This is a genomic window from Micrococcus sp. R8502A1 (genome assembly GCF_006704135.1).
Taxonomy (GTDB): Bacteria; Actinomycetota; Actinomycetes; order Actinomycetales; family Micrococcaceae; genus Micrococcus; species Micrococcus luteus.
On the sequence record NZ_VIGS01000057.1, the window covers coordinates 1 to 13,338 of the forward strand.

At 69.2% G+C, this 13,338-nt stretch carries 14 protein-coding genes; 8 read left to right on the plus strand and 6 right to left on the minus strand.

Features of this window, described 5'->3' with window-relative positions; translation table 11 throughout:
* Window positions 1-81 precede the first annotated feature (81 nt).
* Window positions 82-885, minus strand: a complete 804-nt coding sequence (locus FLM69_RS09610; protein ID WP_255502800.1) for a multicopper oxidase domain-containing protein — start codon at window positions 883-885, stop codon at window positions 82-84.
* 705 nt (window positions 886-1,590) lie between these two features.
* A complete protein-coding gene (locus FLM69_RS09615) occupies window positions 1,591-2,457 on the minus strand; it encodes a F510_1955 family glycosylhydrolase (RefSeq protein ID WP_141844041.1) in 867 nt (288 codons plus the stop codon).
* Window positions 2,458-2,613: 156 nt separating this feature from the next.
* On the opposite strand from FLM69_RS09615, the gene FLM69_RS09620 reads away from it, so the two are divergent.
* The 6 genes from FLM69_RS09620 (at window position 2,614) to FLM69_RS09645 (ending at window position 9,106) form a co-directional block, all read left to right on the plus strand.
* Window positions 2,614-3,339, plus strand: a complete 726-nt coding sequence (locus FLM69_RS09620) for a response regulator transcription factor (RefSeq protein WP_141844042.1) — start codon at window positions 2,614-2,616, stop codon at window positions 3,337-3,339.
* Window positions 3,336-4,505 (plus strand): cell wall metabolism sensor histidine kinase WalK, encoded by a 1,170-nt coding sequence (locus tag FLM69_RS09625; RefSeq protein ID WP_141844044.1) that lies wholly within the window; start codon window positions 3,336-3,338, stop codon window positions 4,503-4,505. The genes FLM69_RS09620 and FLM69_RS09625 overlap by 4 nt, the downstream gene beginning before the upstream one ends.
* 71 nt (window positions 4,506-4,576) lie before the next feature.
* Entirely contained in the window at window positions 4,577-4,906 is a 330-nt protein-coding gene (locus FLM69_RS09630; protein ID WP_060775536.1) for a heavy-metal-associated domain-containing protein, read from the plus strand.
* Window positions 4,907-4,981: 75 nt separating this feature from the next.
* Entirely contained in the window at window positions 4,982-7,219 is a 2,238-nt protein-coding gene (locus FLM69_RS09635; RefSeq protein ID WP_141844046.1) for a copper-translocating P-type ATPase, read from the plus strand.
* 59 nt (window positions 7,220-7,278) lie between these two features.
* A complete protein-coding gene (locus tag FLM69_RS09640; RefSeq protein ID WP_002854313.1) occupies window positions 7,279-7,962 on the plus strand; it encodes a DUF305 domain-containing protein in 684 nt (227 codons plus the stop codon).
* Window positions 7,963-8,050: 88 nt separating this feature from the next.
* Entirely contained in the window at window positions 8,051-9,106 is a 1,056-nt protein-coding gene (locus tag FLM69_RS09645; RefSeq protein ID WP_060775538.1) for a type II glyceraldehyde-3-phosphate dehydrogenase, read from the plus strand.
* A gap of 106 nt (window positions 9,107-9,212) precedes the next feature.
* On the opposite strand, the gene FLM69_RS09650 is transcribed toward FLM69_RS09645, so the two are convergent.
* Window positions 9,213-9,749, minus strand: a complete 537-nt coding sequence (locus FLM69_RS09650) for a hypothetical protein (RefSeq protein WP_255502801.1) — start codon at window positions 9,747-9,749, stop codon at window positions 9,213-9,215.
* A 129-nt stretch (window positions 9,750-9,878) separates the two neighbouring features.
* Between FLM69_RS09650 and FLM69_RS09655 the strand changes: the two genes are divergently transcribed.
* Window positions 9,879-11,140, plus strand: a protein-coding gene (locus FLM69_RS09655) for an IS3 family transposase (RefSeq protein WP_141844048.1) whose coding sequence is annotated in 2 segments (ribosomal slippage) — window positions 9,879-10,230 and window positions 10,230-11,140 — 1,263 coding nt in all. Because the reading frame shifts where the segments join, the coding sequence is not laid out codon by codon here.
* Here the strand turns inward: FLM69_RS09655 and FLM69_RS09660 are convergent.
* From FLM69_RS09660 to FLM69_RS09670, 3 genes are all read right to left on the minus strand, one after another.
* Window positions 11,141-11,467 (minus strand): hypothetical protein, encoded by a 327-nt coding sequence (locus FLM69_RS09660; RefSeq protein ID WP_255502802.1) that lies wholly within the window; start codon window positions 11,465-11,467, stop codon window positions 11,141-11,143.
* Between the two features lie 96 nt (window positions 11,468-11,563).
* Window positions 11,564-11,974, minus strand: a complete 411-nt coding sequence (locus tag FLM69_RS09665; protein WP_002854316.1) for a four-helix bundle copper-binding protein — start codon at window positions 11,972-11,974, stop codon at window positions 11,564-11,566.
* A gap of 291 nt (window positions 11,975-12,265) precedes the next feature.
* Window positions 12,266-12,868, minus strand: coding sequence for a DUF3105 domain-containing protein (locus FLM69_RS09670; RefSeq protein ID WP_036384887.1), 603 nt, complete (start codon window positions 12,866-12,868; stop codon window positions 12,266-12,268).
* 42 nt (window positions 12,869-12,910) lie between these two features.
* Between FLM69_RS09670 and FLM69_RS09675 the strand changes: the two genes are divergently transcribed.
* Complete coding sequence (locus FLM69_RS09675) at window positions 12,911-13,210, plus strand: transposase (protein WP_141844050.1); 300 nt, start codon at window positions 12,911-12,913, stop codon at window positions 13,208-13,210.
* Window positions 13,211-13,338 lie beyond the last annotated feature (128 nt).

Genomic DNA, 13,338 nt, shown 5'->3' on the forward strand with positions numbered 1-13,338 from the left:
GCCCTGAGGCTTTCAGCTGCTCGACCAGGTCCTGGCCCGAGGGCTCGCCTGGGTTCTTCTCGTCGGTCATGGTCATGATTCTTACCGTTCCTCTCGGTACGGCTTACACAGACCATCTGACACGCCCCTCTCAGCGCCCATGAGCATGTGCTTCATGGGCATGCCCGAGGAGCTGTCCTGGCTCATGGACCCGTGGTCCATGCCCGCCATGCCGGCCATGCCCTCCATGTCGCCGGACATGTCCATCCCGGCGGAGAGTTCCTCGACGACGTCCTGCGGTGTTCCGGTGATCCCGTCGAGCCAGTCGTCCAGGATCACGACCCATTCCTGGTCGTAGCTGAGGGGCTCGTTGGGGTCCTCGACGATCAGGGCCCCGTACAGGGCGCGTTCGCGCTGGGTGTCGAAGTGGGAGTGGTACCAGTACGTGCCCGGATGGGACAGCCGGAAGCCGTACGTATAGCGTCCTCCGGCGGCGATGGGGTCCTGGGTCACCCCCTGGACTCCGTCGGCGTCGTTGCGCAGGGCCAGCCCGTGCCAGTGCACGCTCGTGTCCTCGGGCAGGTCGTTGGCGACGCTGACCTTGAGCAGATCCCCGGTCTGGGCGCGCAGCAGCGGCCCGTTGAGGCCGTCGTTGTATCCCCAGGTGGTCAGGCCCCGACCCTGGAGGGAGGTCTCGAGGGGTGCGGCGGAGAGCCGGTGGGTGACGGTGGTGCCCGAGGCGGCGCGTCGTTTCTCGTACTCGGCGACCAGCGGGTCGGTGGGCAGGATGCGCCCTGACGGTTGGGGGCTGATGGCGGGATCGGCGCAGGCGGCCAGCCCGGCCAGCGCCAGGGCCCCGACGGAGGCGCCCAGGAAGGTGCGGCGGGTGGTCAGTGAGGAGGTCATCGGTTCTTCTTTCCGTCATCCGGCCCCGTGTCGCAGGCGGGCGCGACGGGGCCGGGCATGGCTGATCAGTTGCTGGGTGAGGCCGGTGGCGTACCTGGGCTGCGTGCCGCTGTCACCCGGAGGTATTGGCGGACCTTGCGCTCACCGGTGGGGCGCGGCCGGGGGCTTTAGGTGCGGCTGATGGCCAGTTGAGCCAGTGAAGGGTCCACGGGGGCCGGAAATGGGCAACCCAGGGCAGGGGTGGTGCGGTCAGTCCCCCACCGGGGCTAGACAGGAGGGCCCGGGAGGCCAAGTGGGAGACGACAGGTGCCTTGGTCAGGGCCGAGGCGCAGGTATCGTCCACGGCCTCCAGGGCACAGACCGGCAGCCCGGGGTCGGCTGCCTCATCCCCGGCAGGCTCGGCCGGGAGCACGACCTCGGGCACCATGCCGGCCGGACCGATGGCCCCCGGCCCGAGGTGATGAACAGTTGTGGCGGCGGCCGTACCGGTGGCGGCCCAAGCCGCGCTGGTGCCCGTACCAGCGTGCATCCCGAGCAGGCTCAGGATCAGCGCGAGGGTGCCCAGAACGGTTCGCAGGGCGGGCCAGCCGGACAGGGGGTGGCGGGAAGTGCTTCGGTGTCCTGCCGCCATCCGCGTTGTCCTTTCCTGTCCGTCTGCGCTGATCGAGGTTCGGGTCCGGGCCGGCTGGGGGCGGTGGGGCCCGGTCACAGCAGCTGTTCGGTGGTGTTCCCGCCGTCGGTGGTGGACAGCACGGTCGAACCGATGACCAGCAGTGCTTCGGTCTGCCCGTCGTCGGTGATGCCGGCGCCCAGGGCGGAGGCCGTGCCGACCGGGCGGTCGCTGGCGGTCCAGGTGTCGCCGGCGTCGGTGCTGGTCAGCAGGTGTCCCTCGGTGCCGGCGCCCACGGCGGTGGTGTCATCGGCCCAGGCGACCAGGTGCATCAGCTGGGGGATGTCCAGGGTGGTCCAGGTCGCGCCGTGGTCGGTCGAGCGCAACATGCCGGTTTCGGTGGTGGCCAGCACGGTCCCGGTTTGGGGGGAGATCGCCAGCGATGCCGGGGCGACGGGGATCTCAAGGCTCTGCCAGGTGAGGCCGTCGGTGCTGGCGCGCAGTTGCCCATCGAAGCCGAGGACCCCGTTCGGGCCGGCGGCCAGGGCGTGGAAATCGGATGCGCCGCCGCGGGAGAGCACCGTCCAGCTCTGGCCCCGGTCGGTGGACTCGGCCAGGCCCAGCGGCTCGGGCAGGTCGGTGCGCGGCGCGGGGTGACCCGAGGCCAGGTAGCGGCCCTCGGGAGTCAGGGTGAAACCCATGAAGTCCACGACCGGACCGACCTGGGTCAGCTCCCCGTCCTGGAGCCGGAACAGGCCCTGGTGGGTGGCCAGCAGCACCTCACCGGACTCGGGGTCCCGGGTGAGGGCATGGACGTGGGTGATGGCCGTGCCGGTGCCCTGCGTGCCGGTGCCGGCCGCCGGGGATGTCGCGGGGTTCGGCGCGGCGCAGGCGGTGAGGGTGCCAGCGCCGAGCAGGGTCAGCCCGCCGGCGATCAGGGTTCTGCGGGTCAGGGGGGTCATGGAGCCTTTCCGCCCCGGGCCAAAAGGCGGGGCTTCTACCATTGTTGGCCGGTGACGCGCCGGGATGGGGCGGTTTGCCTTGAAGATTCGATGAAGATTCCCCGCCCCGGCACCGTTCTGAGCCGCCGGGGCGCGAGACAGAGCGAGACTGGACCCATGAACTCTGGCACTGGCACTGGGACTGACACTGGGACTGGTCCGGCGGCCGGCCGGGTGTTGGTGGTCGATGACGAGAAGCCGCTGGCGCGCATGGTGGCCACCTACCTGGAGCGGGCCGGCTACGAGGTGGCCCTCACCCACACCGGCCCGGCCGCAGTGCAGGCCGCCCGGGTTCACGAGCCCGACGTGATGGTCCTGGACCTGGGCCTGCCCGGGCTGGACGGGATCGAGGTGTGCCGGCGGGTGCGGGCCTTCTCCGAGTGCTATGTGCTGATGCTCACCGCCCGCGGCGATGAGCACCACCGGTTGGCGGGATTGGCGGTGGGGGCCGATGACTACATCACCAAACCCTTCAGCGTCCGGGAGCTGGTCGCCCGGGTGGGGGCGGTCATGCGCCGGCCGCGCACAACGGTGTCAGCCCCCGAACCGGAACGGGTCTGCGGTGACCTGGTCATCGACCTGGCCGCCCACGAGGCCCGCGTGTCGGGCCAGGTGGTGCAACTAACGCGCACGGAGTTCGACCTGCTGGCCGCCTTGTCGGGGCGCCCGCACCAGGCCTTCTCCCGGCGCCAGCTGATCGATATCGTCTGGGACCCGGCCTGGGTGGGCGATGAACGGCTCGTGGACGTGCACATCAAGAATCTGCGCCGCAAGCTCGACACGGACCCGGCCCGCTATATCGACACCGTCCGCGGGGTCGGCTACCGGATGGCGGAGCAATGACCGGCCGGCGGCGCTACCAAGGATTAGCGGCCCGGTTCTTCCTCGCCCAGCTGCTGGTGGTGGGGGCCAGCGTGCTGGCCGCGGTGGTGGTGGCCTCCCTGGCCGGCCCACCACTGTTCCACGAGCACCTGGAACAGGCCGGGGCCAGACACGATGCAGCCCAGGTGCTGCACGTGGAGCAGGCCTACCGGGACGCCAATTTCTGGACCCTGGGCGTGGCCCTGGCCACGGCCTTGATCTGTTGTCTGGCATTGACCTGGCATGTCGCCCGCCGGATCCAGAGTCCGATCAACGCCCTGACCCAGGCGGCCAAGGCCATGGCCGGTGGACGGTACGACACCCGCGTGCCGGCCATGGGCGCCGGCACCGAGGTGGAGGAGCTGGCAGGGTCTTTCAACACCATGGCCGCACGGCTTCAGCGCACCGAGGACACCCGGCGACGGATGCTCTCGGACCTGGCCCACGAGCTGCGCACCCCCGTCTCCGTGCTGACCGTCTACCACGAGGCCCTGCAAGACGGGGTGTCCCACTGGGACGAGCCCACCGGTGAGCTGATGGGCGAGCAGCTGGCCCGGTTGACCCGGCTGGTGGAGGACATCAACGACGTCTCCCGCGCCGAGGAGGGCCGGATCGAACTGGACCGCAGCCCCCAAGGGGTCAGCGGGCTGCTGCATGCCGCGACCGAGGCCCACAAGGAGGCCTACGCCACCAAGGGCGTGGCCCTGACCATGGACGCCGATCCGGGCCTGGCCGTGGACGTGGACCGCCAGCGCATAGGCCAGGTCCTGGGCAACCTGCTCACCAACGCCCTGCGCCACACCCCGGCCGGGGGCCGGGTCACCCTCGAGGCCCGACAAAGCCCGTCCGGGGTCACGCTCAGCGTCACCGACACCGGGGAGGGGATCTCTCCCGAGCACCTGCCGCACGTCTTCGAACGCTTCTACCGCGGGGACACCGCCCGCGACCGTGACCACGGCGGCTCCGGGGTCGGCCTGGCCATCTCCCGAGCTCTCATCCAGACCCACGGCGGCACCCTGAGCGCCACCTCCACCACGGCCGGGGCGACGTTCACCATCGACCTGCCCACCAAGCAGCCCCCCGACCAGCCCACCTACCGGCGCACCCGTTTATCCACCGTGAACACCGGCGCTCCACCCCTTGAATGATACCCCCGGGGGGTATATACCAAGAGGAGAGGCGCCGTCCGGCGCCGCCCTCAGACCTGAAGGAGACCGTCATGACCGAATCCGCCCGCACCCCGCTGCCGGGGGCCACCAACGGCTGCTCGTGCTGCGCCCCAGCCGCCGACGCCACCGCCCCCGCCGGGCGCCAGAGTGCCGACCCAACCGGGACGAGCGCCGGCGACGCGACCTACCAGGTGGAGGGCATGACCTGCGGACACTGCGTGGGCTCCGTCGCCGAGGCCGTGAGCGCCCTGGACGGGGTGGACGATGTCCGGGTCGAACTGGTCGCCGGCGGGGCCTCCCCCGTCACCGTGACCGGGCCCGCCTCCGCGGACTCCGTGCGGACGGCCATCGAAGCGGCCGGCTACCGCGTCCGGATCTAACCGACCCATCCCCTCGAGGTCGGCGCCCCACCGCCGAGCCGGTCGCCGAACAGACCGCCGAGCAGAAGGAACACCATGAGCACCCCGCACCACCACGATCACCCCACCGACCAGACCGCCGAACACCCAGACCCGAACCCCCACGTCGGCCACGCCAACCACACCGACCATGCCGCCCACCACCCCGCGGACGCCGACACCCACGGTCAGGCCATGCCCCAGGGCCACGCCCACTCGGCCCTGGACGAGGACCACCAGGTCCACGACCACGGTCAGCACGCCGGGCATTCCACCGCGATGTTCAAGAACCGGTTCTGGGTCTCACTGGTGCTCTCCATCCCGGTGGTGTTCTTCAGCCACATGGTCGGGCAGCTGCTGGGCTACCACGTCCCCGAGTTCCCGGGCTCGGCGTGGATCGCCCCGGTGCTGGGCACCGTGATCTACCTCTATGGCGGCATGCCCTTCCTGAAGGGCGGGCTGACCGAGTTGCGCGCCCGCCAGCCCGGGATGATGCTGCTGATCGCGATGGCCATCACGGTGGCCTTCGTCGCCTCCTGGGTCACGACCCTGGGCATCGGGGACCTGATGCTGGACTTCTGGTGGGAGCTGGCGCTGCTGGTGGTCATCATGCTGCTGGGCCACTGGATGGAGATGCGCGCCCTGGGCGCGGCCTCCTCCGCCTTGGACGCGCTGGCGGCGCTGCTGCCGGAGGAGGCCGAGAAGGTCGTGGACGGTGACACCATCACCGTGCCGATCACCGAGTTGGCCGTGGGCGATGTGGTGCTAGTGCGGGCCGGGGCCCGGGTGCCGGCCGACGGGACCATCCTCGAGGGCACCGCGGAGTTCGACGAGGCGATGATCACCGGGGAGTCGAAGCCCGTGCTGCGCCAGGCCGGGGACACGGTGGTCGCTGGGACCGTGGCCACCGACAACACCGTGCGGGTGAAGGTGGCCGCCGTCGGGACCGACACGACCCTGGCCGGGATCCAGCGGATGGTCGCCGACGCCCAGGAATCCTCCTCCCGCGCCCAGGCGTTGGCCGACCGGGCGGCGGCCCTGCTGTTCTGGTTCGCCCTGGTCGCGGCGATCATCACCGCGATCGTGTGGACCGCGATCGGCCAGCCCACCGACGCGGTCACCCGCACCGTGACCGTGCTGGTCATCGCCTGCCCGCACGCCCTGGGCCTGGCCATCCCGCTGGTGATCGCCCTCTCCACGGAGAAGGCCGCCAAGTCCGGGGTCCTGATCAAGGACCGGATGGCCCTGGAGCGGATGCGCACCATCGACGTGGTCCTGTTCGACAAGACCGGCACCCTGACCGAGGGCGCCCACGTCGTCACCGCCGTCACCGCGATGCCCGGCGTGTCCGAGGCAGAACTGCTGGCGGTGGCCGCCGCGGCCGAGGCTGACAGCGAGCACCCCGTGGCCCGGGCCATCGTCACCGCCGCCGGGCAGCACCCGCAGGCCAGCACGTTGCGCAAGCGCGGCACGGACTTCAGTGCTGCCATGGGCCGCGGGGTGCGCGCCACCGTGGACGGCTCCGAGATCCTCGTCGGGGGCCCGAACATGCTGCGCGAGCTTAACCTGACCATGCCGGCGGAGATCACTGAGCACACCGCCTCCTGGACCGCGCGCGGGGCCGGGGTGTTGCACGTGCTGCGCGAGGGGTCCGTTATCGGCGCGGTCGCCGTGGAGGACAAGGTCCGCCCCGAGTCCCGGGCCGCCGTGGCCGCCCTGCACGCCCGCGGCATCAAGGTCGCGATGATCACCGGCGATGCCCGCCAGGTCGCCGAGGCCGTCGGGGCGGACCTGGGCATCGACGAGGTCTTCGCCGAGGTCCTCCCCCAGGACAAGGACACCAAGGTCACCGAGTTGCAGTCCCGGGGACTGTCCGTGGCCATGGTGGGCGACGGCGTCAACGACGCCCCGGCACTGGCGCGGGCCGAGGTCGGCATCGCCATCGGCGCCGGCACCGACGTGGCCATGGAGTCCGCCGGCGTTGTGCTGGCCAGCAACGACCCCCGCGCGGTGCTGTCGATGATCGAGCTCTCCCAGGCCAGCTACACCAAGATGATCCAGAACCTGGTGTGGGCCACCGGCTACAACGTGCTCGCCGTGCCGCTGGCCGCCGGCGTGCTCGCCCCGATCGGGTTCGTGCTCTCCCCCGCGGTGGGCGCGATCCTGATGTCCGCCTCCACCATCGTGGTCGCCCTCAACGCCCAACTGCTGCGCCGGATCAACCTGGACCCGGGCCACCTGGCCCCCCTCGGCGCCCCCCGGCCGGAGGCTGCCCTTCAACCCGCGACCTCCTGATCGCGTCTCTTGGCGCGAACTCTGATATGAACCCTCAACCCACTATGGAAGGACCCACCATGAAACGCACCATGACGCTGACCGCCCTGGCCCTGGCCTCCGCCCTGACCTTGACCGCCTGCGGCACCGGCGCCCAGGACGAGAACGCCGGCGCTGAGGCCTCGGCCACTGCGACCAGCTCCGCCCCGGCCGCCACCCCTGCGGCCACGGCCACCGCGACACCGTCCACCACGGCGACCGGTTCGGCTGAGGAGGTCTCCGCCGAGCACAACGACGCGGACGTGATGTTCGCCCAAATGATGATCCCGCACCACCAGCAGGCCGTTGAGATGAGCGAGATGCTGCTGGCCAAGGATGACGTCCCGGCGGAGGTGGCCGCGTTCGCCCAGAAGGTCATCGACGCCCAGGGGCCGGAGATCAAGCGCATGAACTCCATGCTCACCGCCTGGGGCCAAGACCCCGTGGACACGGACGGCATGGACGGTATGGAGGGCATGGACCACGGCGGGATGTCCGGGATGATGTCCGAGGAGGACATGACCGCCCTCGACCAGGCCCAGGGCACCGAGGCCGCCCGGTTGTACCTGGAGCAGATGACCGCCCACCACAAGGGCGCCGTGGACATGGCCAAGGACGAGGCCAAGGACGGCCAGAACCCGCAGGCCGTGCAGCTCGCCGAGCAGGTCATCGCCGACCAGGAGGCCGAGATCACCGAAATGCAACAGATGCTCGACAAGCTCTGAGCACCGTCGTCCGCTGCGGGCATCCGGTGAGACGCGGCTGGCGATAGACCCCGAAACCGGAACGGGTCCTCCAGGAAAGGAGACGAGCATGCAGGACAAGATCAAGGTCGCGGTGAACGGGTACGGGGTCATCGGCAAACGCGTCGCCGACGCGGTCCGGGCCCAGGAGGACATGGCGCTGGTCGGAGTCAGTGACGTCATCGCTGACTACCGGATCGCGACTGCGGCCGGGAAGGGTATCCCCGTCTACGCCTCTACCGAGCAGGCCCTACCGGTGATGGCGGATGCCGGCCTTCCCGTCGTCGGAGGCCTGCACGACCTGCTCGAGAACGTTGACGTCGTGGTGGACTGCACCCCGGCCCAGGTGGGCGCCGGCAACCTGGAGCTCTACCGTGCCCACGGGGTCAAATCCGTGTTCCAGGGCGGGGAGAAGCACGATCTCACCGGCCACTCCTTCGTCGCCCACGCCAACTACGCCACCGCCCTGGGCCGGGACAGCACCCGGGTGGTGTCCTGCAATACCACCGCCACCGTCCGGGCCCTTACCGCGCTGAAGGACGTCGGACTGCTGTCCAAGGCCCGGGGGGTGCTTATCCGCCGGGCCACCGATCCGTGGGAATCGGACCATTCCGGGATCATGAACACCATCGTCCCCGAGGGCCGAATCCCCAGCCATCAGGGGCCCGACGCCCAGTCGGTGGTCCCGGACCTGGACGTGGTCACCATGGCCGCCAAGGGAGCCCACACTCAGAACCACCTGCACTACTGGACGATCGAGCTCACCCGCCCGGCCGAGAAGCAGGAGGTGTTGGAGGCGTTCCGGGCGATGCCGCGGATCGCCTTCGTCCGGCGCTCGGACGGCGTCGTGGCGGTCAATAGCACCGTGGAACTCATGGAGGACCTGGGCCGGCCCCGGGGTGATATGTATGAGGTGGCCCTCTGGGAAGACATCCTCACCGTGGACGGCAACGAGCTGTACTACACCTACACGGTGGACAACCAGGCGATCGTCGTCCCCGAGAACATCGACGCGATCCGGGCCCTCACCGGAACCGTCGACGACGGCGGCGAGTCCATCCGGCGCACCGACCGCGCCGTGGGGGTGCGCCAGGACTTCGTGCGCTCCTCGGTGGCTGCCCGTTGAACTGCGCGGCAGACGCCGCTGAGGCGGTGCCCGGCCCCAGGAATGGGGGGTGGTCGGACACCGCTTCGGCGGCCGCGGACTACCGCAGCGGTCCTATGGCCTCCGGTCAGGTGCGAGAGGCCGTCGCGATCGCGTTGATGGCCTCATCCAACACCGCATTGAACTGCGCTGGGCTCTGGGCCGTACTCAGCCCTTCGGTCAGGGCGCGGGAGAAGCTGGCGATCACGCCGTGGTTGCGGGCCAGCAGGGTGGTGGCCTGGGCCCGGGTATAGCCGCCCGACAGGGCCAGGACGCGGATCACTCGGGGATGGTCTGCGAACTCGCGGTAGAAGTCCGCCCGCTCCGGCAGCGTCACTTTGAGGATGACCGACTGGTCGTCTCCGAGCTTGTCCAGTTGGGCGAGGATTGCCGCCTTGAGCTGGTCCTCCACCTCGGCCTTGCGGGGGCTGCGGATATCCACCTCGGGCTCGATGATGGGCACCAGCCCGGTAACGAGGATCTGACGGGCGAGCCCGAACTGCTGCTCCACGACGGAGTCCACCCCGTCCCCGGGCAGCTTGATGACCGAGCGCATCTTCGTCCCGAACATGTGCTTTTCGACGGCTCGAGACAGTAAGTCATCCAGGTGCGGGATGGGTTTCATGAGCTGGGCGCCTTGCTGTTCCGGGGCCAAGCCCTGGTCGATTTTGAGGAAGGGCACGAGGGGCTTGACCCCGGTTCTTGGACACGCTGAATCCAGCACCTGCTGGGGAAGCGAGATGATCCAGGAATCATGGCCAGGAAGAACTACTCCGAGGAGTTCCGTCGTCAGGCCGTCGACTTGTACGAGTCCACCCCGGGCGCCACGGTCCGCGGCATCGCCGAGGATCTCGGCATCGTGCGCGGCACGCTGCGGCACTGGCTCGAGGTCTACGGGACCGGCAAGAAGACCGCCGCTGACGGGACATTGACCTCCAGCCCACTGCAGTCCAAGCCGTCGCCGACAAGCCCTACGGGTCCCGCCGGTGAGACGTCTGAGCAGAAGATCGCCCGGCTCGAGGCCCGGGTCAACGAGCTCGAGGTCGAGACGACGAAGCTGACCACCGAGCGGGAGATCCTCCAGCGGGCGGCCAAGTATTTCGCTGGGGAGACGGGCTGGTGAGTCGCTTCCAGTTCGTCGCCGACAACTCCGCCACCTTCGAGGTGAAGCGACTGTGTGAGCTCGTCGAGATCGAGCGCTCGTCCTACTACGCCTGGCTCAAGGCTGCCCCGGCCCGAGAAGCCAGGGCAGCTGACGACGCGGCGCTGGCAGAGCGGATCAGGGCTGTCCATGCCGAGGACAACACCCAGGGTGCGCCACGGATCACCGCCGAGCTCAACGACAGCGCGCCTGCCGGTGAGCGGGTAAACCACAAGCGCGTCGCCAGGGTGATGCGGCTGCAAGGAATCCGGGGCTATGTGAAGAAGCGGCGGGTGCGGACCACGATCCCCGAACCGTCTGGCCAGAAGTACCCCGACCTGCTCAAGCGCGACTTCACCGCCCCGGCGCCAGGGCTGCGCTACGTCGGCGACATCACCTATCTGCCGATCGCCGACGGCACGAACCTCTACCTGGCGACCGTGATCGACTGCTACAGCCGTCGGCTTGTCGGGTGGGCCATCGCTGACCACATGCGTACCGAGCTCGTCGAGGACGCGTTGAAGGCCGCCGCCGCAACCCGGGGCACCCTCAAGGGCAGCGTATTTCACAGCGACCACGGGTCGGTCTACTGCTCGAAGGACTACGCCAAGCTCTGTCGCAAGCTCGGCGTCACCCAGTCCATGGGCGCCGTCGGGTCCAGCGCGGACAACGCGTTGGCCGAGTCGTTCAACGCCACCATGAAGCGCGAGGTTCTCCAAGACGCCGCCTGCTGGAGCAACGAACTGGTCTGCCGCCGGCAGGTCTTCAGGTGGCTCGTCCGCTACAACACCAAGCGACGCCATTCGTGGTGCCGCTACGTCCCGCCGGTCCTCTACGAGACCGGCAACACCGCTACGCTGCCGACGGCTGCGTAATCACACCCCGTGTCCAAGATCCGGGGGTAGGGCCCCGATGCCTTTGCTGTTCCACAGGTAGTCGCCCGTGGGGGAACCCTCCACCTGGCGGTTCATTGTGTTCTCGAACAGGATGGCCCCCATGACGCGCTCACCGTCGAAGCTGGGGCTGGTGATGATACGTGTGCGCACCTGGTGTACCAGGTCGAACATCTCCTCTGGGCCGGAGTAGGCATCCTTGTCGATCCCGTAGAGGTGCAAGGCCGCCGGGGTGCTGCCCCCGCTCTGGTCCAGCGCCGCGACGAATCCGGCACCGTTCCTGACCCTCTGATACTTCTCCGAGTCCATGGGAGCCTTCCGCGGCGAGGGAGCACGGTGGTCCGGGTTCCCTGCGCGCGTCATGGACGACTGGCCGCCCTCAAGGGGGAACGGTCATCAGCAGGCTCAACCCAGGGTGACGAGCAGGTCCGCGCAGGCCTGCTCACACCGGCGGCAGGCCTCGGCACACACCTTGCAGTGCTCGTGCATCTGGGCGTGGCTCTCGCATTCGTCCCCGCACGTCTTGCAGGCGGCCCGGCAGGCCTCGAGCAGGGCGCGGGTGGTCTCGACGTTGTTGCCGGTCTGCCGGGACAGCATCCGGCCTGTGGCGGCGCAAACATCGGCGCAGTCCAGGTTCAACCGGATGCACTGCCTCAGGTCGGCCACCATGTCCTCGGCCAGGCAGGCGTCCGCGCAGGCCGTGCAGGTCTGGGCGCACTCGAAGCAGGCCTGGATGCACTCGGCCAGCTTCTGCCGGTCGATGTTGCCCACATTCTTTGGGTAGGTGTCCAGCATGGCGCTCACGTGATGGGTCATGATGTGCTCCTTCGTCGATCTGATCCGACGCACCGGCCTTCGCCGGCCCGCCCTGCCATCGACCGTAGACCGCCCCGCCGACGCGGGTGAAGGGCTCAACCTTGAAGGTTCCGTGAAGATCGCCGGCCACGGAGGCCCGCGGACTCCTTTACGGGCAGGGATGACGCAGGTGTGACCAGCCGCCCCTCAGCCCGGCCGACGGCCCTGAGGACCACGCCGACGGGGAGGACCAGCAGGGCTCGCCTCAACGTGGATCCTGTCGGACCGGACGGTCGGTGTCGGGAAGAGCGCTTATGCGATCCGACCAGGGGCGTCGAGGCCGCCGGTGCAGGCCGCCCCGGGCTCAGGCGCGTCGGGGGAGTGCCAGTACTCGGCCACGAACTGCTCGATCCGTTCATCCTCCGGGGAATCCACCGCCACCTGCGCCTGCCAGGCCGAAAGCACGATGGGCGAATCCAGGCCCTCGTAGGGGGCCAGGACGACATAGGCGGCCGGTAGGGCCGTCCGCAGGGCATCGACTTGCTCCTGTGAGAGCGCCTCGGAATCGTAGGCGACCCAGGCGGCACCGTGCTCCAAAGCGTGCACGGCATTCTCGTTGGGTACCGGTTCGGTGTAGACCCCACAGTTGAGCCAGGCGCTGGCATGATCGCCACCCACCGGCGGCGACTGCTCGTAGTCCACAGGGGTGCTCACGTGGTTAGCGCTGAGCCCCTCGAAGGTCTGCAGCCCGGCGATCTCAATGTCCTCCCGAGCCTGGGGCGGAGGATTCTGAATCACGGCGAGCGTCACCAGCCCGCCGACCACGGCGATGGCGGTGAGCGCTCCCGCTCCGACCAGAACCTTCCGCCGACGTTCAGCCTTGGCTTCCGGGTCTGCCGTGAGTTTGGTTGACATCTGATCTGTGGTCCCGGGAGGGACTGCTGGAAGGATGACCCCATGCCCGCTGCATACCCCCGAGAGTTCCGCCAGGACGTGGTCGCGATCGCCCGTAAGGGTCAGATGCCGATCGCGCAGGTCGCTAAGGACTTCGGCATCGCCGAGTCCTGCCTACGGCGCTGGCTGGCCCAGGATGATGTCGAGGCCGGGATCCGGCCCGGCATCACCAAGGCTGAGAACGAGGTGCTGAAGGCTCTCAAGCGCCGCAACCGCGAGTTGGAGATGGAGAACGAGGTCCTACGGCGTGCGGCCGCGTATCTGTCCCAGGCGAACCTGAAGTTGGGTCAGTCCCCAAAATGACCTATCCCGTCGTGAAGGACCTGGCCCGCGACGGGATTCCCGTGAAACTCTCCTGCCGGGTCCTCGGGTTCTCCCGTCAGGCCTACTACCAGTGGCTGGCCGAACCTGTCAGCGAGCGGGAATGGTCC